At 66.3% G+C, this 22283-nt stretch carries 19 protein-coding genes; 11 read left to right on the top strand and 8 right to left on the bottom strand.

Annotated elements, in window-relative coordinates; genetic code table 11:
• Positions 1 to 160 precede the first annotated feature (160 nt).
• The 3 genes from hemA (at position 161) to ispG (ending at position 3935) form a co-directional block, all read left to right on the top strand.
• Positions 161 to 1384, top strand: coding sequence for a 5-aminolevulinate synthase (gene hemA, locus B0B01_RS10995; protein ID WP_076649892.1), 1224 nt, complete (start codon positions 161 to 163; stop codon positions 1382 to 1384).
• 119 nt (positions 1385 to 1503) lie between these two features.
• The gene (locus tag B0B01_RS11000; protein ID WP_076649893.1) at positions 1504 to 2736 is read left to right on the top strand and encodes a helix-turn-helix domain-containing protein; all 1233 of its coding nucleotides are present in this window, start codon (positions 1504 to 1506) and stop codon (positions 2734 to 2736) included.
• Between the two features lie 77 nt (positions 2737 to 2813).
• The gene (ispG, locus tag B0B01_RS11005) at positions 2814 to 3935 is read left to right on the top strand and encodes a flavodoxin-dependent (E)-4-hydroxy-3-methylbut-2-enyl-diphosphate synthase (RefSeq protein WP_076649894.1); all 1122 of its coding nucleotides are present in this window, start codon (positions 2814 to 2816) and stop codon (positions 3933 to 3935) included.
• Between the two features lie 52 nt (positions 3936 to 3987).
• Here ispG and B0B01_RS11010 read toward each other — a convergent pair whose 3' ends face one another.
• Positions 3988 to 4740, bottom strand: coding sequence for a DsbA family protein (locus tag B0B01_RS11010; RefSeq protein ID WP_076649895.1), 753 nt, complete (start codon positions 4738 to 4740; stop codon positions 3988 to 3990).
• 160 nt (positions 4741 to 4900) lie between these two features.
• On the opposite strand from B0B01_RS11010, the gene B0B01_RS11015 reads away from it, so the two are divergent.
• The 4 genes from B0B01_RS11015 to prfB all read left to right on the top strand — a co-directional run bounded on the left by B0B01_RS11015 (position 4901) and on the right by prfB (position 11162).
• Entirely contained in the window at positions 4901 to 6046 is a 1146-nt protein-coding gene (locus B0B01_RS11015; RefSeq protein ID WP_076649896.1) for a pyridoxal phosphate-dependent aminotransferase, read from the top strand.
• The gene (locus tag B0B01_RS11020; protein ID WP_076649897.1) at positions 6046 to 7296 is read left to right on the top strand and encodes an N-acetylmuramoyl-L-alanine amidase; all 1251 of its coding nucleotides are present in this window, start codon (positions 6046 to 6048) and stop codon (positions 7294 to 7296) included. The genes B0B01_RS11015 and B0B01_RS11020 overlap by 1 nt, the downstream gene beginning before the upstream one ends.
• Before the next feature lie 92 nt (positions 7297 to 7388).
• Positions 7389 to 9941, top strand: coding sequence for a penicillin-binding protein 1A (locus B0B01_RS11025; RefSeq protein WP_076649898.1), 2553 nt, complete (start codon positions 7389 to 7391; stop codon positions 9939 to 9941).
• A gap of 96 nt (positions 9942 to 10037) precedes the next feature.
• Positions 10038 to 11162 (top strand): peptide chain release factor 2, encoded by a 1125-nt coding sequence (gene prfB / locus B0B01_RS11030; RefSeq protein WP_076649899.1) that lies wholly within the window; start codon positions 10038 to 10040, stop codon positions 11160 to 11162.
• 6 nt (positions 11163 to 11168) lie between these two features.
• On the opposite strand, the gene B0B01_RS11035 is transcribed toward prfB, so the two are convergent.
• Positions 11169 to 11966, bottom strand: a complete 798-nt coding sequence (locus B0B01_RS11035) for a helix-turn-helix domain-containing protein (protein WP_076649900.1) — start codon at positions 11964 to 11966, stop codon at positions 11169 to 11171.
• A 226-nt stretch (positions 11967 to 12192) separates the two neighbouring features.
• On the opposite strand from B0B01_RS11035, the gene B0B01_RS11040 reads away from it, so the two are divergent.
• A complete protein-coding gene (locus B0B01_RS11040; RefSeq protein ID WP_076649901.1) occupies positions 12193 to 12531 on the top strand; it encodes a hypothetical protein in 339 nt (112 codons plus the stop codon).
• A gap of 103 nt (positions 12532 to 12634) precedes the next feature.
• Here the strand turns inward: B0B01_RS11040 and ilvN are convergent, their stop codons facing one another.
• The 5 genes from ilvN to metG all read right to left on the bottom strand — a co-directional run bounded on the left by ilvN (position 12635) and on the right by metG (position 18458).
• On the bottom strand, positions 12635 to 13195 hold the full coding sequence (ilvN, locus tag B0B01_RS11045; protein ID WP_076649902.1) for an acetolactate synthase small subunit: 561 nt from the start codon (positions 13193 to 13195) through the stop codon (positions 12635 to 12637).
• 55 nt (positions 13196 to 13250) lie between these two features.
• Positions 13251 to 15002 (bottom strand): acetolactate synthase 3 large subunit, encoded by a 1752-nt coding sequence (locus B0B01_RS11050; RefSeq protein ID WP_076649903.1) that lies wholly within the window; start codon positions 15000 to 15002, stop codon positions 13251 to 13253.
• Between the two features lie 284 nt (positions 15003 to 15286).
• Complete coding sequence (locus B0B01_RS11055; protein ID WP_076649904.1) at positions 15287 to 16108, bottom strand: arginyltransferase; 822 nt, start codon at positions 16106 to 16108, stop codon at positions 15287 to 15289.
• 124 nt (positions 16109 to 16232) lie between these two features.
• Positions 16233 to 16676, bottom strand: coding sequence for an RDD family protein (locus B0B01_RS11060; protein ID WP_076649905.1), 444 nt, complete (start codon positions 16674 to 16676; stop codon positions 16233 to 16235).
• A 72-nt stretch (positions 16677 to 16748) separates the two neighbouring features.
• Complete coding sequence (metG, locus tag B0B01_RS11065; protein ID WP_076649906.1) at positions 16749 to 18458, bottom strand: methionine--tRNA ligase; 1710 nt, start codon at positions 18456 to 18458, stop codon at positions 16749 to 16751.
• 193 nt (positions 18459 to 18651) lie between these two features.
• On the opposite strand from metG, the gene B0B01_RS11070 reads away from it, so the two are divergent.
• From B0B01_RS11070 to B0B01_RS11080, 3 genes are read left to right on the top strand one after another with little or no spacing between them, the layout of a single operon-like run.
• Positions 18652 to 19569, top strand: a complete 918-nt coding sequence (locus B0B01_RS11070; protein ID WP_076649907.1) for a 3-dehydrocarnitine:acetyl-CoA trimethylamine transferase BcoG — start codon at positions 18652 to 18654, stop codon at positions 19567 to 19569.
• Entirely contained in the window at positions 19566 to 20045 is a 480-nt protein-coding gene (locus B0B01_RS11075) for a hypothetical protein (RefSeq protein ID WP_076649908.1), read from the top strand. The genes B0B01_RS11070 and B0B01_RS11075 overlap by 4 nt, the downstream gene beginning before the upstream one ends.
• Before the next feature lie 19 nt (positions 20046 to 20064).
• Positions 20065 to 21537 carry a carnitine 3-dehydrogenase gene (locus B0B01_RS11080; protein ID WP_076649909.1) on the top strand — a complete coding sequence of 491 codons (1473 nt, stop codon included), beginning with the start codon at positions 20065 to 20067 and terminating at the stop codon, positions 21535 to 21537.
• A gap of 13 nt (positions 21538 to 21550) precedes the next feature.
• Here B0B01_RS11080 and B0B01_RS11085 read toward each other — a convergent pair whose 3' ends face one another.
• Positions 21551 to 22252 (bottom strand): NUDIX hydrolase, encoded by a 702-nt coding sequence (locus B0B01_RS11085; RefSeq protein ID WP_076649910.1) that lies wholly within the window; start codon positions 22250 to 22252, stop codon positions 21551 to 21553.
• Between the last annotated feature and the right edge of the window lie 31 nt (positions 22253 to 22283).

Below are 22283 nucleotides of genomic sequence, written 5' to 3' on the forward strand. Positions count from 1 at the left end.
TATTGACCGATGTCAAGGATGCGACATGTCGTCCGCGGCATTATGGTTGAACAACAGACCTGTGTCCGTTATCCCTTTGCAAGCGAGACACGAAGCCCGCCCGCGGGGCGGTCCGGGCCGGTCTGCGAAAAGATCGCGGAAGGATCGAAGGAGGCGCCTGGTGAACTATACAGCAGAACTCGAAACGGCGATTGATCGTTTGCACCAGGAAGGCCGCTACCGCACATTTATCGACATCGAACGTCGCAACGGACAGTATCCCCATGCCATCTGGACCCGCCCGGACGGCAGCGAACAGGAGATAACCGTCTGGTGCGGCAATGATTATCTCGGCATGGGCCAGCATCCCGTGGTGCTGGCGGCGATGCAGGATGCGCTTGTGTCCACCGGGGCCGGCTCGGGCGGGACGCGCAACATCTCGGGCACGACCATCTATCACAAGCGGCTCGAGACCGAGCTTGCGGATCTGCACGGCAAGGAACAGGCGCTGCTGTTCACCAGCGCCTACAATGCCAACGATGCGACGCTTTCGACCCTGCGCAAGCTGTTTCCCGGCCTCATCATCTATTCCGACGCGCTCAACCACGCGAGCATGATCGAGGGCATCCGCCGCAACGAGGGGCCCAAGCGCATCTTCCGCCACAACGACACCGCCCATCTGCGCGAACTGCTGGCCGCCGACGATCCGGCCGCGCCCAAGCTGATCGCCTTTGAATCGATCTATTCGATGGACGGCGATTTTGCCCCGATCAAGGCGATCTGCGATCTGGCCGACGAGTTCAACGCGCTCACCTATCTCGACGAGGTTCATGCCGTGGGCATGTACGGCCCCCGCGGCGGCGGCGTGGCCGAGCGCGAAAGGATCATGCACCGGCTCGACATCATCAACGGCACCCTTGCCAAGGCTTTCGGCGTGATGGGCGGCTATATCGCGTCGAGCGAAAAGATGTGCGATGCCATAAGGTCTTATGCGCCGGGGTTCATCTTCACCACCTCGCTGCCGCCGGCGGTTGCGGCGGGGGCGGCGGCGTCGGTCGCGTTCCTCAAGACCGCCGATGACCTGCGCCGCCAGCACCAGACCCAGGCCGGCATCCTCAAGACGCGGTTCAAGGCGCTTGGCATGCCGGTGATCGACCACGGCAGCCATATCGTTCCGGTGATGGTCGGTGACCCGGTGCACACCAAGAAGCTGAGCGACCTGCTGCTGAAGGATTTCGGCATCTATGTGCAGCCGATCAACTTCCCGACCGTGCCGCGCGGGACCGAGCGGCTGCGCTTCACGCCCTCGCCGGTGCACCGGGCCGAGCAGATCGACCGCCTTGTGTCCGCCATGGATGCGCTCTGGTCGCATTGTGCGCTGAATCGCGCCGAACTCGCCGGCTGAGCCGTTCGGAGCGGTGGGCAGAACAACCTCCGCATGTTAGGAGTCCGGTAACGAGAACGCGCGAGAATCAGGCGATTCTCGTGTATGACAAATGTTATCGGCAGTTCGGAGCAGCAGGAATGATCGGGCGCAAGACCGTGCGCAACCCGGAAATCGACGATCTGAATGATGCCGACGGAATCCGCCCCCGCGGTTTCGACGATTTCGACCTGCGCCTTGGCGATGTCATGCGCGGCGAACGGGCGACCCTGGGGAAATCCCTGCTCGACGTGCAGCGCGACCTGCGCATCAAGGCCTCCTATATCGCCGCGATCGAGAACTCCGACCCGACGATTTTCGAGACACCGGGCTTCATCGCCGGCTATGTGCGCTCCTATGCGCGCTATCTCGGCATGGATCCGGATCGGGCCTTCGCCGATTTCTGCCGCGAGAGCGGCTTCAGCGTGGCGCACGGGATGTCGGCCGAGGCCTCGGCCTTCCGCGCCGCACCGCTCGAGGCCGCGCGATCCGCCGGCGGCGGCGTTTCCGGCGGGTTTTCCGCGCCGCCTTTCGCACCGGTGTCCGACGGCTTGTTCGGGGGGATCGACCTGCGTGCCATCGGTTCGGCGCTGGTGCTGGTCGCGCTCATCGGCGGAATCGGCTACGGCGGCTGGAGCGTGCTGAAACAGGTGCAGCAGGTGCGGCTTGCGCCGGTGGACCAGGCCCCGGTGGTGCTGGCCGATCTCGATCCGCTGCGTGACGACGAGAGCGACGAGGAACGCCGCGCCCCCTCGATGGAGGCGCTGGGCCGGCTGTATCGTCCGCAGGCGCTGGATACGCCGGTTCTGGTGGCCCGCGACGGGCCGATTTCCTCGCTCGATCCGCGCGAAGGCGGCACATTCGACCTGCCCCGGCTTCCCGATACGCTCCTCGCGCAACCGGCGAGCGACGGGTTCGCGGAGCAGATTCGCTCGGCCCTGTCCTCGGCCATGCCGCAGGTGGTCGAAAGCCCCGCGCCGCCGCTGCGCATGATCGCCGTGCGCCCGGCCTGGGTGCGGATCAAGGCGGGCGACGGCTCGGTGCTGTTCGAGGGGATCATGGAAAACGGCCAGACCTACGATGTGCCCACGACCGAAGAGCCGCCGACGCTGCGCACCGGCGAATCCGGCTCGGTCTATTTTGCGGTCGACGGGGTGCATTACGGCCCGGTCGGCAAGCGCGGCGTGGTCACGTCGAACATCACGCTCTCGGCCGAGGCGATCCGCGACCGGTACGAAGTCGCCGACCTTGACCGGGACCGCGATCTTGCCCGCATGGTGGCCGAGGCGCAGACCGCGCCCGCCGCCACAGAGCCGGCGCTCGCCGCACCGTGACCGTCCGCGCCATTGCGGTGCCGGCCCGCGCGGATTAACCTGCGCCGGAAATCCCGACCGCTACGGAGTCCGATGCGATGTCGCTGAATGCCATTCGCCCATGGCGCACCATCATGCGCCGCAAGTCGCGCCAGATCATGGTGGGGAAGGTGCCGGTCGGCGGGGACGCGCCGATCGCGGTGCAGACCATGACCAACACGCTGACAACCGATGTGGCCGCGACCATCGCGCAGGTGCAGGCGGCAGCCGATGCGGGTGCCGATATCGTGCGCATTTCGGTTCCCGACGAGGAATCGAGCCGCGCCCTGCGCGAGATCGTTCGTGAAAGCCCGGTGCCGATCGTTGCCGACATCCATTTCCACTATCGCCGCGGCATCGAGGCGGCCGAAGCCGGAGCCGCCTGCCTGCGGATCAACCCGGGTAACATCGGTGATGCAAGGCGTGTGCGCGAGGTGATCGCCGCCGCGCGTGATCACGGCTGTTCGATGCGGATCGGGGTGAACGGCGGCTCGCTTGAACGCCACCTGCTCGAGAAATACGGCGAACCATGCCCCGAAGCGATGGTTGAATCCGCGCTCGAACATATCCGCATCCTCGAGGATAACGACTTTCACGAGTTCAAGATCAGCGTCAAGGCATCCGACGTGTTCATGACCGCCGCCGCCTACCAGCAGCTTGCGGACGCGACCGAGGCGCCGCTGCATCTCGGCATCACCGAGGCGGGGGGCATGGTGAGCGGCACCATCAAATCCGCGATCGGGCTTGGCAACCTGCTGTGGATGGGGATCGGCGACACGATCCGGGTGAGCCTGTCCGCCGACCCGGTCGAGGAGATCAAGGTCGGTTTCGAGATCCTGAAATCGCTCGGGCTGCGCCATCGCGGCGTCAATATCATCTCCTGCCCCTCATGTGCGCGGCAGGGATTTGATGTGATCGAGACGGTCCAGATCCTTGAAAAGCGCCTCGAACATATCAAGACGCCGATGAGTCTTTCGATCATCGGCTGCGTGGTGAACGGCCCGGGAGAGGCGCTGATGACCGACGTGGGCTTCACCGGCGGCGGCGCAGGCAGCGGCATGGTCTATCTTGCCGGAAAGCAGAGCCACAAGATGAGCAATGCCGAAATGATCGACCACATCGTCGAACAGGTGGAAAAGCGCGCCGGGGAACTGGAAGCGGCGGCGAAGGCGGCGGAATAGGCTCCGCTCGCCGGGCATCGGCCGATGCCGCCGCCGCCGGCCGGTCCGGTGCTCACTGATCCCGCTCGCGTTTTTCGGCCACCATCACGGCCAGTTGCTCGGCCGGGACAAAGCCGCGGATCATCTCGTCGGCCAGCACGAAGGTCGGGGTGCCGCTGATCTGGAGCCGCTGGGCCAGTTCGCGGGTGCGGATGATCTCGTTGTTCACCTCGTCGCTGTCCATGCGCTGGATGATCGCGCCGGTATCAAGGCCAAGATCGTCGGAAAGCCGGCGCAGCCGGGCCTCGTCGGGTTCGCCGTTCATAGCCATGAGCGCGTCATGCACCTGTTCATAGGCGTCGCCCCCCTCGACCTGGCGGGTGGCGATGGCAAAGCGGGATGCGGCCAGCGAGGCTTCGCCGAGGATCGGAAGTTCCTTGATGATGAAGCGGATGTTGCCGTCCTGCTCCAGCAGCTTGTCGATCTCGGGCGTGGCCTTGCGGCAATAGGGACAGCGATAATCGGTGAACTCGACCAGGGTGATGTCGCCCTCGGGATTGCCGGCGACGTGGGAAAACCCGTCATCGAAGATCGCGTCGCGGTTCACATCAACGAGCGAGAAATCGGCCTCGGCCTGGGCTTCGGCCTGGCGTTCTTCCATGGCCTGAACCGCCTCGAAGATGATTTCTGGATGTTCCATCAAGTAGTTGCGCACTTCGGCCCGGAAGGCATCCCGTTCCTCGGCGCTCATGGCATTGAGATCGAGCGCCTGGAGCGGAGCGGCAAGGCCGAGCGCGATCAGGGCAGGGGCGGCGAGGCGGAACATGTGAAATCCTTTCGACGGGTCTGGGTGCATTGACCACAATCCGGCGACCGCGCCAAGCCCCGGCGCATCGGCGGGCGCGGCCGGCAGGAGCACAGCCATTGACGGGGTGCGCCTTGCGCGCGCATATCCCGAAGCCATGGCCGCACCATCGGAGAAGCGCATGCGAAACTCAAGCCGCTCACAGGTCGATCCCTTCATCGTGATGGACGTGATGGAGGCAGCGCGCCGGGCCGAGGCGGCGGGGCGTCACATCATCCACATGGAGGTGGGCCAGCCCGGCACCGGTGCGCCCCGATCGGCGATGGAGGCGCTTTGCGCGCGGATGCGGGCCGAGCCGCTCGGCTATACGGTGTCGCCCGGCCTGCCCGAACTGCGCGCCCGCATCGCGCGGCTTTACGGCGAATGGTATGACGTCGATCTCGCGCCCTCGCGGGTGCTGGTGACGAGCGGATCCTCGGGCGGCTTTCTGCTGGCTTTTACCGCGCTGTTCGACAGCGGCGCGCGGGTCGGGGTCGGGGCGCCCGGTTATCCGAGCTACCGGCAGATCCTGCGCGCGCTCGGGCTCGAGCCGGTCGATCTGCCGACCACGGCGGGGAACCGCTATCAGCCGGTGCCGGCGAATATCGCCGGGCGCGATCTTGCGGGGCTCGTGATTGCATCGCCCGGAAACCCGACCGGCACCATGCTGGACCGGGCCGCGCTTGGCGCGCTGGTCGAGGCGACCCGGGCCGGCGGCGTGAGCCTCGTGAGCGATGAAATCTATCACGGGCTTGAATATGGCGAACGGGCGGTGAGCGCGCTCGAACTCACCGATGACGTCTATGTCGTCAATTCCTTTTCCAAGTATTTCTCCATGACCGGCTGGCGTGTCGGCTGGATGGTGGTGCCGGAAGATCATGTGCGCGTGGTGGAGCGGCTCGCGCAGAATCTTTTCATCTGCGCGCCCCATGCCAGCCAGATTGCCGCGCTCGCGGCGATGGACTGCGGCGAGGAACTGGCCGCGAACCTTGCCGTCTACCGGCGGAATCGGGCGCTGATGCTCGAGGGGCTGCCGCGCGCCGGCTTTACCGACATCGCCCCGCCCGACGGGGCGTTCTATGTCTATGCCGATGTCTCGGCCATCACCGACGACAGCCGGATCCTGGCGGCGGAGATTCTCGAACAGGCCGGGGTGGCGGTGACGCCAGGGCTTGATTTCGATCCCCAGCGCGGCCATCGCACCCTGCGGTTTTCCTACGCGCGCGAGACCGCCGACATCAGTGAGGGGCTCGCGCGGCTCGCCGCCTTCATGGAGGCGCGGCGCTGATGCGGCGGTGGCTCTGCGCATGTGTCGTGCTTCTCGTGCTGGGGGTGGGGGGTGTCGCGCCGCAACAGCCGGCGGCGGAGCCGGGGGCCGCAGAACCTGCCGCGGACGTGCTGGCCGAGGGCAGCGGGATTGCCGATCTGCGCGGCGGCGGGGCGGAATTCGACCTCGTGCTGTCGCGCGGCGTGCCCTATCGCGCCTTCACGCTCGATGCGCCGCCGCGCCTCGTGCTCGATTTCCGCGGTGCCGATTTCGGGCGGCTCGATACGGGGACACTGAATGCGGGCGATGCGATCACCGGGCTGCAGGCGGGCATTTTCGAGCCCGGCTGGTCGCGGCTTGTCGCGATGCTGTCCGGGCCGATGGCGATCACGCAGGCGGCGATGCGGCTTGACGGCGAGAGCGGGCACGCGCATCTGACGGTCCGCCTTGCCCCGGTCGGCGCCGAGGACTTCGCCGCCCGCTCCGGCATGCCGCAGGATCCGGGTTGGCGCCCCGCGTCACCAGCCCCCGTGCCCGCGCCGCGGCCCGGCCGCAGCAACGGGGCGCGGCCGCTCGTGGTCGTGCTCGACCCCGGACATGGCGGCGTCGATCCGGGGGCCGAAACCGCAGGCATCGCGGAAAAGGATCTCATGCTCACCTTCGCGCGCGAGTTGCGCGACGTGCTGCTGCGCGGGGATGACTTTCAGGTGATGCTGACCCGCGAGGACGACCGTTTCGTTTCGCTGGAGCGGCGGATCGCGCTTGCGCATCAGGCGCGGGCGGATGTGTTCATCTCGCTGCATGCGGATTCGCTGATCGAGGGGCAGGCGCACGGGGCGACGGTGCATGTGCTCTCGGCCGAGGCAAGCGATCGCGCCTCGGCCCGGCTGGCCGAGCGCCACGACCGCGACGACCTGCTGGCGGGGGTCGATCTGGCCGGTATTGATGACGAGATCACCGACATTTTGCTGAATCTGGCCCAGCGCGAGACCCGGCCGCGCAGCGAGGCGCTGGCCCGCGCGCTGGTCGAGGGGATTTCCCAGACCGGAAGCCCCATGAACCGCCGCCCGCTGCGGCGCGCGGCCTTTTCGGTGCTGAAGGCGGCCGATATTCCCTCGGTCCTGGTCGAGGTCGGCTTCCTGTCCAGCCCGCGCGATCTGCGCAACCTTCGCGATCCGCGCTTTCGTGTGACCTTTGCCGAAGGGGTGCGCGCCGGGCTCGAGGGCTGGCGCCAGGGCGACGCGGAACAGCGGGCGCTGCGCCGCCGATAGGCGGGCCGGCGCAGGCGGGCCTCTACACCGCTTTGCTCTTGGCCGCGGGATCGCTATACAGGCGCCAGCGCGCAAACAGGGGCAGCCAACCCGTGATCCGTTTCATCCTGTCTTTTTTCGGGGCGATCTTTTCGCTTCTGACGCTTGGCGTTGCGATCGTTGCGCTGGGCCTCGGGGCGATATTCTGGATCTACGGCCACGACCTCCCCAGTCACGAATCGCTCAAGCAGTACAAGCCGCCGACCATCAGCCGCATCTATTCGGGCGAGGGGCAGCTTATCGACGAATTTGCCCGTGAACGGCGCCTGTTCACCCCGGCGGCGGAAATTCCCGATCTTGTGAAACAGGCTTTCATCTCGGCCGAGGACAAGAATTTCTATTCGCACAAGGGCTATGACACGCGCAGCATCGCGGTCGCCGTGTTCGAGGCGGTCCGTTCGCGCGGGCACAACGTGCGCGGCGCCTCGACCATCACCCAGCAGGTGATGAAGAACTTCCTGCTCTCGGGCGACCGGCGGCTTGAACGCAAGATCAAGGAAATCATCCTCGCCGCCCGCCTCGAAGAAACGCTCGACAAGGAACAGATCCTCGAACTCTACCTGAACGAAATCTATCTCGGGCAGAACTCCTACGGGGTGACGGCCGCCGCGCAGACCTATTTCAACAAGACGCTGGCCGAACTCGAACCGCATGAGGCCGCGTTCCTTGCCTCGCTGCCCAAGGCGCCGAGCGACTATCACCCGGTGCGTGAAAAGGAGCGGCTGCTGTCGCGGCGCAATTTCGTGCTGAACGAAATGCGCGAGAACGGCTATCTGAGCCCGGAGGAATATGATTCCGAGGTGGAAAAGCCCCTGCGTTCGGTGCAGAACGGCGATTTCCCGAGCTTCCGCACCGCATTGCCGCCGCGCGATTATTTCACCGATGAAATCCGGCGCCAACTGACCCAGGATTTCGGCGAGGGCGAATTCTTCACCGGCGGGTTCTCGGTGCGCGCCACCATCGACGAGGAAATGCAGCGCGAGGCGGCACTTTCGCTCGAGGCGGCGCTCGAACGCTACGACCGGGGCGCGGGCGTCTGGCGCGGCACCGGCAAGACCATCGAGGCCGACAAGCTCGGGAGTGAAGAACTCTGGCGCGTCGCGCTGGCGGCGACCCGTGTTCCGCGCGATATCGAGCTCAACGGAAAATGGCGCCCCGCGGTGGTGCTGGCGGTCGAGGACGGTCGCGCCCGCATCGGGATCGAGGGCGAGGAGGAGGACCAGGGCGGCCACTGGATCCCGGCCGAGGACGTGCAATGGGCGCGCAAGCGCAACGCCGACGGGTCGCTCGGGCCCAAGGCGCAGGGCGCGGGCGATCTGCTGTCGGTCGGCGACGTGGTGCTGGTGCGGGCAATGACCAGCAACGATGACGGCTCCTTCATCCGCTGGACCCTGCGCCAGACGCCGGAGGTGCAGGGCGCTTTTGTTGCCATGGACGTGAACACCGGGCGCGTGCTCGCCATGCAGGGCGGGTTCTCCTATCAGTCCTCGGTGTTCAACCGCGCCACCCAGGCACAGCGCCAGCCGGGTTCGGCCTTCAAGCCCTTCGTCTATGCGGCCGCGCTCGACAGCGGCTATACGCCGGCGACCATCGTCGTCGATGCGCCGATCGAGGTGAACACGCCGCAGGGGCTGTGGCGGCCCCGGAACTCCACGAACCGCTATTACGGGCCGACGCCGCTGCGCACCGGGATCGAACAGTCGCGCAACCTGATGACGGTGCGGCTGGCGCAGGAGGTCGGCATGGACGTGATCGCGGGCTATGCGGAACGCTTCGGCGTCTATGACAACATGAGCACCTATCTGGCCAATTCGCTCGGCTCCGAGGAAACCACGCTTTACCGGATGGTGGCCGCCTATGCGATGTTCGCGAACGGTGGCGAGCGCGTCGAGCCGACCCTGATTGACAGGATTCAGGACCGCTATGGCAAGACCATCTATCGCCATGACAAGCGCGAATGCCTTGATTGCGATGACGATGACCTGCCGATGGGGCTCGCGCCGCGGATTTCCTCGCAGCGCGAACAGGTCATGGACCCGATCACCGCCTATCAGCTCACCGCGATGCTGGAGGGTGTGGTGAAGCGCGGCACCGCCGCGAGCGTGGTGAACCTTCCGGTGCCGACCGCGGGCAAGACCGGCACCACCAACGACGCGCGCGACGTCTGGTTCCTTGGCTTCACCAGCAATATCGTCGCCGGCTGCTACATCGGTTTCGATCAGCCGCGCTCGCTCGGCTCGCGCGCCTACGGGGCGACCATGTGCGGTCCGGTGTTCCAGTCCTTCATGACCAAGGCAGTTGAGAAATATGGCGGCGGCCCCTTCGCCGTGCCGCCGGGCGGGCATTTCATCAAGATCGACCGGTTTACCGGCGCGCGCCTGTCGGACGAGGCGACGGGCGAAAACGTCGTCGCCGAATATTTCCGCGACGGGGCCGAGCCGATCTTTGGCCTGGCCTATGACGGGGGCTTCGCCATGGGGTCGAACCTGCCGCTGGTCGAGGATGTGCGCGAACATGTGCGCGAGGTCGAGACATCCTCGGGCAGCAAGGCCAGCATCGGTTCCAAGGCGAATTTCGGCACGGTGAGTTCGGGCGGGCTCTATTGAACCGCAGCCCGGCGCGCCTCATGTCGCCGTCCTCTGCTTGCTGCGGCCGGACGGGCAGTTTATCACGTGCCACGAACAGGATCACGAGGCTGGACCATGCGCGCTGAAACCCAGAACCATATTGCCGGGATCGAGCGTTCGCTCGAGCTTCTGGCGCAGCGGATGGATCGCGAGACCGCCGGGCACCGGCTTGAGGAACTGAACGCAAGGGTCGAGGATCCCGATCTCTGGAATGATCCCGAGGCGGCGCAGAAACTGATGCGCGACCGTCAGATGCTGGTCGACGCGATCGAGACCCATGACGGGATCGCGCGCGAACTGTCCGACAATGTGGAACTGATCGAACTGGGCGAAATGGAGGGCGACGCCGAGATCGTGGCCGAGGCCGAGGCGGTGCTTGCCGAACTGGCCGGGCGCGCCGCGCACAAGTCGCTCGAGGCGCTGCTCGACGGCGAGGCCGATGCCAATGACGCCTTTCTCGAGGTCCACGCCGGGGCAGGGGGCACCGAAAGCTGCGACTGGGCCTCGATGCTGGCGCGCATGTATCTGCGCTGGGCCGAGGGGCGGGGCTACAAGGTCGAGCTGCAATCCGAAAATGCCGGCGATGAGGCCGGGATCAAGTCGGCCACCTACAAGATCAGCGGGCCCAACGCCTATGGCTGGCTGAAATCCGAAAGCGGCGTGCATCGCCTCGTGCGGATCAGCCCCTATGACAGCGCCGCCAAGCGCCATACATCTTTCAGCAGCGTCTGGGTCTATCCGGTGGTCGACGACGATATCACCATCGAGGTGAACCCGGCCGATATCCGCATCGACACCTATCGCAGCACCGGCGCCGGCGGTCAGCACGTGAACACGACCGACTCCGCGGTGCGGATCACGCATATGCCGACCGGGATCGTGGTGACGAGTTCGGAAAAGTCCCAGCACCAGAACCGCGATATCGCCATGAAGGCGCTGAAATCGCGGCTGTATCAGCTTGAACTCGACCGGCGCAACGCGGCGATCACCGAAGCCCATGAAAGCAAGGGCGCCGCCGGTTGGGGCAACCAGATCCGGTCCTACGTGCTGCAACCCTACCAGATGGTGAAGGATCTGCGCACGAACCACGAGACCTCGGACACGAAGGGCGTGCTTGACGGCGATCTCGACGCCTTCATGGCCGCGACCCTCGCCCTCGATCTGTCGGGCAAGAGCCGGGCCGATGCGCAGGCGACCTGACGCCCGCTAGCGGAACGGGCGGTCGATCTGCAGCAGGTGGCGGTGAAACGGCAGCAGCGCCGCCCGCGTGACATAGCCGGCCGCGCGCGCCGCCTGCATGACCGCTGCGCGATTGCGCCCCAGATGTTCGTAAACCAGCCGCGTCGTCCGCAGTTCGGCCGGGCTTTCGCGCGTGGGGCGGGCGGTATAGCCCAGCCAGAAGTTGTTCTCGAACGAGGCCACCCGCGCCAGATGGATGAACGAGGTCGTCATGCCGTTGCGCCGCGAGACCAGCGCCGCGATCCCGTCTTCCTGCCGCATCACGAGGCCGCGGAATTCACGCGCCGGCCCCATCGGGCGCAGCCCCTGTTCGCGCAGCGCCTCGCGCGGCTCGTAGCCCCGCAGGTAGCAGGTGCCGGCGCTGCGAAAGACCAGCACGAGCCCGACGAGGAACTGGTCCGGCCGCGCCGGATGCTGCCGCGAGAACCGGTAAAGCCCGCTCGGGAAGGTTTCCTCGTCCACGTCTCCAAGCGAGGGGCCGATGAAATCGGACAGGACCGGCCCGTTCAGAACCGGCTCGCGACGCTGCCCGTGGTCGAGCGGCTCCAGCAGCACGCGGGCATCGACTCCGAAGGTGGTGCAGATCCGGTGCAGCACATCGGGGCGCGGAAAGCTCTCGCCGTTCAGGAAGCGGTTTATCTGGGTGCGATTCAGGCCGAGTTCGCGCGCCTGTTCCGATATGGATCCGCGCGCGCGGATCAGTGTCCGAAGATTGTTGCCGAAAACAGATCGCAACTGCACCGGCGACTGAGCGGTCTTAACCATACACGAGCCCTTACCCGCCGCGTCAGAGGCGGCAAGATTCAACCACACCGGCCCGCTCCGAACGACTCCCACCCCCGGCAGCGACACGATTCCGTGACAGGCTGACACGAAATCGTGATAAATTTTAGCGGATTCGGCACAAGATACAATCCATCGAACCGGAATAATCCATGACAGAGCTGGTCCGAAAGCCGAGAACCGGTGAAAACAACGAAATGGTGCGGAAATGGATGGTGTGGTTCTGTGGCGTGACCGTGAAAGGGGCAAGGCGGTGATCTGGTGTTCGGATCACGGCGACCTGGCGTTCTGCCGCGACGGCGATGGCGATGGCGGAGAGCAGTTCCGTTTCGGACCGGGCGATCTGGTGGAATTCGATCTGGCGATCGAACAAAGCCTGCGCTGGGCCCGTAATCCCCGCCTGATGGTGTCGGGGGCCTTTTCCGATCTGGCGCAGCAGTTGCTTTCCCTGATCGGAATGGGGCCGCAACCGGGCATGGCCCCGCGCGCCTCGGCCGAGATCCTGCCGTTCTGCTCCCGGGTGGAGACCTGTCCGACCGGCATGTGACAGCACCCCGACTGTAACGCCCCCGGCGGCCGGGATGCGGAGGGCGCAGGCCGCGCCGGTGCGGACCTTCCCGGGGTCGGCCGCGGGTTTTGCGGTGCGCGCCTTACTGCCCGCGTAGCAGCGCGGCGATCCCGGTGCGCGCGATTTCGGTCAGCCCGAGCGGGCGCATGAGATCGGCGAAGGCGTCGATCTTTTCCGGCGTGCCCGTGATCTCGAAGATGAAGCTCCCGAGCGTGGTGTCCACCACATTGGCGCGGAAGATATCCGCAAGGCGCAGCGCCTCGACCCGTTCCTTGCCCTCGCCCACCACCTTGATGATGGCAAGCTCGCGCTCGACTGCGTTGCCCTCGACCGTCAGGTCATGCACCTCGTGCACGGGAATGATCCGCCCGAGTTGCGCCTTGATGTGTTCGATCACCTGCGGGGTTCCGGTGGTGACGATGGTGATGCGCGACAGGTGGCCGGTGTGATCGACCTCGGCCACGGTCAGGCTTTCGATGTTGTAGCCCCGTCCCGAGAACAGCCCGATCACCCGTGCCAGCACGCCGGGCTCGTTCTCGACCAGCACCGCCAGCGTGTGACGCTCGTCCACGTCCGAAAACGTCGGGCGCAGGTTGTAGGCAGAGTGCCGCGAGGCACCTTTCTTGATATGCAGGGCTGACATGTCGTGCCTTTCCTATGGGTCGTCGTCGTGCGGGCGGGCGTCTTGCGGGCCTTGCCTAGACCAGAACCGCGCCATCGGCGCCGATCGCGCCTTCGGTCTTTGCCTCGCCAAGCAGCATTTCGTTATGCGCCTTGCCGCTCGGGATCATGGGGAAGCAGTTTTCATGACGTTCGACCAGGCAGTCGAAGACCACCGGCCCGTCGTAGTTTATCATCTCCATGATCGCATCGTCGAGATCGGCCGGATCCGAGCAATGGATGCCCTTGGCTCCGAACGCCTCGGCCAGCTTGACGAAATCGGGCAGCGCCTCGGACCAGCTTTGCGAATAGCGCCCGCCATGCAGCAATTCCTGCCACTGGCGCACCATGCCGAGGCGTTCGTTGTTGAGGATGAACTGCTTGACCGGCAGGCGATACTGCACCGCGGTGCCCATCTCCTGCATGTTCATGAGCCAGGATGCCTCGCCCGCGACATTGATCACCAGCGCATCGGAATGGGCCATCTGCACCCCGACCGACGCCGGCAGCCCGTATCCCATGGTGCCGAGCCCGCCGCTGGTCATCCAGTGGTTGGGCTCGTCGAAATGCAGATACTGCGCGGCCCACATCTGGTGCTGGCCCACATCGGTGCAGATGTAGCGTTCGCGCCCCTTGGTCAGCGCCTCGAGCCGCTGCAGCGCATACTGCGGCTTGATGGTCTTTTCGCTCGGGGTGAAGGACAGGCAATCGACCTTGCGCCACTCGTTGATCTGTTCGTGCCAGGCGGCGACGGCGGGCGCATCGGTGCGGGCGCCGCGCGCGGTCCAGATCCGCAGCAGATCCTTCAGCACGCTGGCCACATCGCCGACGATCGGAATGTCGGTCTTGATCACCTTGTTGATCGAGCTCGGGTCGATGTCGATATGCGCCTTGACCGATTTCGGACTGAACGCGTCGAGCCGCCCCGTGATCCGGTCATCGAACCGCGCGCCGATGTTGATCATCAGGTCGCAGCCGTGCATGGCGAGGTTGGCCTCGTAAAGCCCGTGCATGCCGAGCATGCCGAGCCAGTTGCTGCCGCTGGCCGGATAGGCGCCAAGCCCCATCAGGGTCGAGGTGACGGGAAAGCCGGTCGCGTCCACCAGTTCGCGCAGCAGCCGGCAGGCTTCGGGGCCCGAGTTGATCACGCCGCCGCCGGTATAGAACACCGGGCGTTTCGCCGTCTCCATCGCTGCGGCAAGTTCGGCGATGATATCCGGGTCGGCGCTGGTCTGGGGCGCATAATGGCTGCTGACCGACTGGCGCGGCGTATAGACGTCGGTCGCGAACTGCACATCCTTCGGGATGTCGATCAGCACCGGCCCCGGCCGCCCCGTGGTGGCGACGTGGAACGCCTCGTGGATGATCTGGGGCAGGCGGGCGGTATCCTTCACCAGCCAGTTGTGCTTGGTGCAGGCGCGGGTGATGCCGATGGTATCGGCCTCCTGAAACGCGTCCGAGCCGATCATGAAGGTCGGCACCTGCCCGGTCAGCACGACGATCGGCGTGCTGTCGAGCAGCGCGTTGGTGAGCCCGGTCACTGCGTTGGTCGCCCCGGGGCCCGAGGTGACCAGCACGACGCCGGGCTTGCCGCTTGCACGGGCATAGCCTTCGGCCGCATGCACGGCCCCCTGTTCGTGGCGCACGAGCACATGGCGGATGTCGTTCTGAAGGAAGATCTCGTCATAGATCGGCAATACGGCGCCGCCCGGATAGCCGAATATCGTGTCCACGCCCTGTTCCTTCAGCGCCTGGACCACCATTTTTGCTCCGGTCATCTCACGTGTCATCTGCTAGCTCCATCCGAGACATCGCCGTATACGCATAAAAAAGCCCCCGAGGATTTCGGAGGCGCATGGGGTCTGAATATGGCAATCCGTTACCGGCCCATGCACCTGCTTCCTGCTACTACTACCACCGAGGTGATCATGACTAGGGGACTCCGTGATGCTGGCCGAAGATTATGAGCCCGGGCAACAAGGGTCAACCGTCAATCGCCGGTTTGTGACCTGCGGTCGCGGATGATGCCCCGTCCCGCGCCGGCGGTCCGCCGCACCGGGATCGGGGGCGGCGTTCAGGCGTCCTTGTGCCGTGCGGGACGCTGGATACAGGCGACCTGTTCGGCGATCGGCGTCGCCGGGGGTGATTGCGTGTCGGCGCCGCATTGCCCGCTGTCGCCAAGCGCCGCCCAGGTGCCGTTGCGATAGACCTCGAGCCCCGAAAAGCGGGCCTTGTATCCCATCTTCGGACTGCCCGGCACCCAGTAGCCGAGATAGACATAGGGCAGCCCCGCCTCGCGCGCGATCTCCACATGATCAAGGATCATGTAGGTGCCGAGCGAGGCATTCGGCCGGTCCGGGGCATAGAAGGAATAGACCATGCTGAGCCCGTCCTCGAGAATGTCGGTCAGGCAGACCCCGACCAGTTCGTCGCGCTCACCGGGGTCGCAATATTCGATCAGGCGGCTGCGGATCGGGGTTTCCTCGACCATGGCCGCGAATTCGAACACGTCCATATCCGCCATGCCGCCATCCGCATGGCGCGCCTTCAGGTAATCGCCGAAAAGCGCGTATTGCTCGTCGGTCGCCCAGGAGGATTTCACCCGCCGTGTCAGTGCGGCATTGCGCCGCGAGGTGCGGCGCTGGCTCTTGTCCGCGCGGAAGGCCGCGACGTTGATCCGCGCCGACATGCAGGCCGCGCAATCGGCGCAGGCGGGGCGGTACAGCACGTTCTGGGAGCGTCGGAACCCCTGCTGCGACAGGCAGTCGTTCAGTTGCGCCGCATCCTCGCCCTGAAGCGCGGTGAACAGCTTGCGCTCCATCCGGCCCTCCAGATAGGGGCAGGGCTGGGGCGCCGTCACATAGAATTGTGGCGCGATCGGAAGTGTATGACGCATCTCGTGGTCCCCGAAACGATCCCGGCGGATCCGGGCGATCTTAACAATCGTTGACGGACGGGCCAACCGGATTCGCGACCCTTCGGGCGACCGCCCGTGCCGTGACCGGCCGGCTCCGGCCCGCCTAAAGCCCGGGATCGCGGCGCCGGTTCAGTGCCGTGGTGCCGAGGATCCGGTCCGTCAGCCCCTGCTTGCGGGCGCTGCCCAGCATCAGCACGACCGAGATCACCTGCAGCACCGGCAGCGCGATCGAGATCATGTAGCCGAGCGTATGCGCCACCGCCTGCCCCGGGCTCAGGGGGCCGTCATCGGCATTGCGCAATTCGATCCCGGTGAACCGCATCCCCCAGGTGGCCGAGCCCCCCGCGATGGTCAGGGAACGGTAGCAGAAGCTCACGATCATCCACAGCACCGGCCAGAAGAAGGCGCCGATGAACAATGTCATCACTACGGCAAGCGCCGAAAGCACGAGGATGATCGCAAGGTCGATCAGCCAGGCGATCAGCCGCCGTCCGTTCACGCCGGTGTAAAGCTGCGGCTCGAGGTCGGGATCGGGCAGGGTGGGCATCGCGGGCCTTTCGATAGCGGATCTGGCAGGGTCCGCTGTCAGATGGGCAGCGCGGGCGCGAAATCAATCGCGCTAGTCGCGGCGCCCGGAAAACCGGGCCTGCCAGTCTTCGCGCTGCTCGTCGGTGATCTTGGCGAAAAGCGGCTCGGGCACGGTGAAGGCATGTCCCGGCGCCAGGGTGTCGAGCGCGCCCGCCACATCGTCGGGCCAGCCCCTGTCGTCGCATCCGAGCGCCGCGAGGATCCGCTCGGCCGCATCGGGAATGAACGGGGCCGAGAGCACGGCGTAAAGCCGCATGAGGTTCAGGCCAAGGCGCACCTGCATCGCGGCGCGGGCGGGATCTTCCTTGAATACGGCCCAGGGGGCGGCGGATTGCAGATATTCGTTGCCCGCAACCCAGATCGCCCGCAGCTCCGCCGCGGATTTGCGCACTTCCATCGCCTCCATCTGCCGCTCATAGGCGCGGATCCGGGTGGTGAGGCTTTCGGCCAGCGCCTGTTCGGCCTCGCCCCATGCCCCGCCTTCGGGGATCGTCTCGCCAAAGCGCGAGCGGCAGAACTTGGTCACGCGGCTGACGAAATTGCCGAGTACATCGGCCAGATCCTTGTTTGCGGAGACCTGGAAGTTTTCCCAGGTGAATTCGGAATCGCTCCCTTCCGGCGCATGGCTCAGCAGCCACCAGCGCCAGTAGTCGGCCGGCAGGATCTCGAGCGCCTGATCCTGGAACACGCCGCGCCCCTGGCTGGTCGAGAACTGGCCGCCGTCGAAATTCAGGTAGTTGAAGGATTTGAGGTGATCCACCAGCTTCCACGGCTCGCCCGAGCCGATCAGCGTCGCCGGGAAGGACAGCGTGTGAAAGGGCACGTTGTCCTTGCCCATGAACTGGACATAGCGCACGTCATCGGCGCCCCTGTCGGTGCGCCACCAGCGTTCCCAGTCGTTCCCGGTCGCCTCGGCCCATTCGGCGGCGCAGCCGATATATTCGATCGGCGCATCGAACCAGACATAGAAGACCTTGCCCTCCATCCCCGGCCAGTCCCTGTCGCCGCGTTTCACCGGAATGCCCCAGTCGAGGTCGCGGGTGATGCCCCGATCCTGCAGCCCGTCGCCGTCATGGAGCCATTTCTTCGCGATCGAAGTGGTCAGCAGCGGCCAGTCGGTCTTGGAATCGATCCAGCGGTCGAGCTCGTCCCGCAGGGCCGACTGGCGCAGGTAAAGGTGCTTGGTCTCGCGCACCTCGAGGTCGGTGCTGCCGGAAATCGCGCTGCGCGGGTCGATCAGGTCCACCGGATCAAGCTGCTTCGTGCAGTTTTCGCACTGGTCGCCGCGCGCGTTTTCATAGCCGCAGTTCGGGCAGGTGCCGACGATATAGCGGTCGGGCAGGAACCGCCCGTCGGCGCGGGAATAGACCTGCCGTTCGCTCACTTCGCGGATATAGCCGTTATCGGCGAGCCGGCCCGCGAAATGCTGCGTCAGCCGGTGGTTCTGCGGGCTCGAGGAGCGGCCGAAATGGTCGAAGGACAGCCCGAAGCGGCGCGCGATGTCCTCCTGCACCCCGTGCATGCGCCGGCAGTAGTCGGCGACCGGCTCTCCCGCCTTGGCCGCGGCAAGCTCTGCCGGTGTGCCGTGTTCGTCGGTGGCGCAGAGGAACAGCACCTCATGGCCGCGGCCGCGCATGTAGCGGGCATAAAGGTCGGCCGGAAGCTGGCTGCCGACAAGGTTCCCGAGGTGCTTGATTCCATTGATATAGGGAAGAGCCGAAGTGATCAGTATCCGTGCCATGCGCGAGGCCCTTTCCGTGATTGCCGCTGCCTGCCTCTTAGCGCAGGCGCGGCAGGGCGTCACCCCCTTCCGCCCTGCCGTCAGGGGGCTGGCCGGTGCGCTGCCCTTGCACGGAAATTTTCGCGCGGATCTATGGCGTTCCGCGCCTTGCCGCGCCATGCTGTCGCCGAAGTTGCAAGGAACGAGGTGAGAGATGCCGCTGAACATGAACCGGGAGGTCTTCATCACCTGCGCGGTGACCGGATCGGGGGGAACGCAGGACCGCAGCCCCCATGTGCCGCGCAGTCCCGAACAGATCGCACAAAGCGCCATCGCGGCGGCCAAGGCGGGCGCGGCGGTGGTGCACTGCCATGTGCGCGACCCCGAGACCGGCGCCCCGAGCCGCGATCCCGCGCTTTACCGCGAAGTGACCGAACGCATCCGGGAGTCCGACACCGACGTGGTGCTGAACCTGACCGCCGGGATGGGCGGCGACATGGTCTTCGGCGGGCCGGAACATCCGCTGCCGCTGAACGAGGAGGGCACCGACATGATCGGCGCCACCGCGCGCATGGAGCATGTGGCGCAATGCCTGCCCGAGATTTGCACGCTCGACTGCGGCACGATGAACTTTGCCGAGGCCGATTACGTCATGACCAACACGCCCGGCATGCTGCAGGCCATGGGGCGCATGATGACCGAACTCGGCGTCAAGCCGGAGATCGAGGCCTTCGACACCGGGCATCTCTGGTATGCGCGCCAGCTGGTCGAGGATGGCGTGCTCGAGGCGCCGGCGCTGGTGCAGCTCTGCATGGGGGTGCCGTGGGGCGCGCCGAACGACCTCAACACCTTCATGGCGATGGTGAACAACATCCCGCAAGGGTGGAATTTCTCGGCGTTTTCCTTGGGCCGCAACCAGATGGCCTATGTCGCCGCCGCGGTTCTGGCCGGGGGCAATGTGCGCGTCGGGCTCGAGGACAATCTCTGGCTCGACAAGGGGGTTCTGGCCGAAAACTGGCAACTGGTGGAACGCGCCGTGACCATCATCGAGAACATGGGCGCGCGGGTGATCGGGCCCGATGAGGTGCGCGAGCGCCTCGGGCTCACCAAACGGGCACCGACACCGCGGTGAGGCGGCTTCTGCTGCTGGCGCTGGTCGCTCTTGCGGGCTGCTCGGCGCCGTTCGCGTCGCGCGGCTATCGCGACACGGGCGCACCGATCGGCGCGACCAGCCGGTTCGACGCCGCGCGCTTTGCCGGCACCTACCGGGTGGTTGCGGAATTCGCGCCCGACAACACCCGCGCCCTGCGCCGCACCCTGCGATTTGAGCAGGGGGACGGCGGCCTTGTCATGCGCGACGGGCTGCGCACCGTGCCGCTTGCGGTGGTCGGGCCCGGGCGGCTGCGCCCCGCGGGCGCGGGGACCGAACAGGACATCTGGGTGCTCTGGGGCGATGCGGATGACCGCACCGCGGTTCTCGGCACGCCCTCGGGCGCTTTCGGCATGATCATCGAGCGTGGCAATGGTGCGGCGGACAGGATGCAGGCCGCGCGCGAGATACTCGAATGGTATGGCTATGACCTCGCGCATCTGGTCTGGTTGGAATGACATTTCAGGAGGACGGACAATGATTGCAGCCATCATCGGCGGCGGCGTGATCGGGGGCGGCTGGGCCGCGCGGTTCCTGCTGCACGGCTGGGACGTGCGGGTGTTCGACCCGGACCCCGAGGCGCAGCGCAAGATCGGCGAGGTGCTCGACAATGCCCGCCGCTCGCTGCCGGGGCTTGCGGATGTGCCGATGCCCGCGGAGGGCACGCTCAGCTATCACGACACGATCGAGGAAACCGTGGCGGGTGCCGCCTGGATTCAGGAAAGCGTGCCCGAGCGGCTCGACATCAAGCACCAGGTCTTTGCGACCGTCCAGGCGGCCTGCGACCCGGCGGCGGTGATCGGGTCATCGACCTCGGGCTTCAGGCCGAGCGAATTGCGGCAGGGGGCGGTGCGCGAGGGGCAGATCATCGTCGCCCATCCGTTCAACCCGGTCTATCTGCTGCCGCTGGTCGAACTGGTCGGCGGGCCCGCGGATGACGCGGCCCTTATCGCGCGCGCAAGCGAGATCATGCGCGGGATCGGTATGTACCCCCTGCATATCCGGCGCGAGATCGAGGCCCATATTGCCGACCGCCTGCTCGAGGTGGTCTGGCGCGAGGCGCTCTGGCTGGTCAAGGACGGCATCGCCACCACCGAGGAGATCGACAACGCGATTCGCTACGGTTTCGGGCTGCGCTGGGCGCAGATGGGCCTGTTCGAGACCTATCGCATCGCCGGCGGCGAGGCGGGGATGAAGCATTTCCTGGCCCAGTTCGGCCCCACGCTGGCGCTGCCCTGGTGCAAGCTGACCGATGTGCCCGAATATGATGACGACCTGGTCGATCTGATCGCCGGGCAGTCCGACGCGCAGTCCGGCGCCTGGACCATCCGCGAGCTCGAGCGGATCCGCGACGCCAATCTCGTGGCCATGATGCGCGCGCTCAAGCAGCAGGACTGGGGCGCGGGCGCGTTGCTCAAGGCCCATGACCTGCGCCTGCGCGATGCAGGCGGCGCGGGCGAGGCGGCACCGGCGGATGGGATCGCGGAGGACGGCCCCGTTCTTACCCTGTCGCAGACGGTCCCGCTCGACTGGCTCGACTACAACGGGCACATGAACGAGAGCCGCTATCTGGAGGCTTTCGCCAGCGCCACCGACCGCTTCATGGAACTGATCGGCTGCGATGCGGAATATATCGCCGCCGGCGGCAGTTATTTCACCGTCGAAAGCCATCTGCGCCACCTGGACGAGGCCCATGCGGGCGATGTGATCACCATCCATACCCGGCTTCTGGCGGGCGAGGGGCGCAAGATGCACCTGTTCCACACCATGCGGGCCGGCGAGCGCGAGGTCGCCACGGGCGAGCATTTCCTGCTGCATGTGAACCTCGAAACCCGCCGCCCGAGCGATCCCGGTCCGCAGGTGGCCGAGGCGCTGGCGCGGATCGCTGCGGCGCAAGGCGGCCTTTCCCGCCCCGAAGGCGCCGGCCGCGCGGTCGGGCAGCGCCCCTAGCGGCTGCGGCTTTCTACCGCCCCGCCGGCTTGGGATAGCCATGAAGGCGCAGGAAGTGGCTTTCCTCATCGTCGTGGCGGTAGAAAGGCACGTCGGCCGGCGGGCCGGGATCATGGAGGCGCGCGGCGATTTCCGCCAGCACCACCTCGGTGATGAAGGGCAGGTCGAAATCGCGCGCATCAGCGAGCGGCACCCATTGCAGATGCGACAGCTCGTCGCCCGCGCGGCTGAAATCGTCGGGGTCGCCGGTGATCCGCTCGGCCTCGGCCAGAAAGAAACGCGCGTCGAAGCGGCGGGGCCGCCCGGGCGGGGTGATCGCGCGGAACACGAATTGCAGCGCCTCGGCCGAGGGCACATGGCCGGTCGCGGCGAATCCGCGCCAGTCCTGCGGCGGGGTGCCCGGCCAGTCGCCGCGCCGCCCGAGCACGAAGCCGGTCTCTTCCCAGAGTTCGCGGATCGCCGCCGCGGCCAGCGCATGGTCGAGCATCGGCGGGCAGCCCTCGGCAAGCCGGGCGCGGCAGAGCGCCCCCATCGGCGCGGCCAGCGGCACCAGGGCATCGGTCCCGTCCACGGCCCCGCCCGGGAACACGAACTTGCGCGGCATGAAGGCCGCAGCCGCCCCGCGCTGGCCCATGAGGATCGAGGGGTTCCCGGCGCGGTTGCGCAGGATGATCACGGTCGCCGCATCGCGCAGCACTGTCTTGTCGATGGTCATGGTTTTTGTCGCCGGCCGGTTCCGGCATCGC

Source organism: Pontibaca methylaminivorans (assembly GCF_900156525.1).
GTDB classification, from domain to species: domain Bacteria; phylum Pseudomonadota; class Alphaproteobacteria; order Rhodobacterales; family Rhodobacteraceae; genus Pontibaca; species Pontibaca methylaminivorans.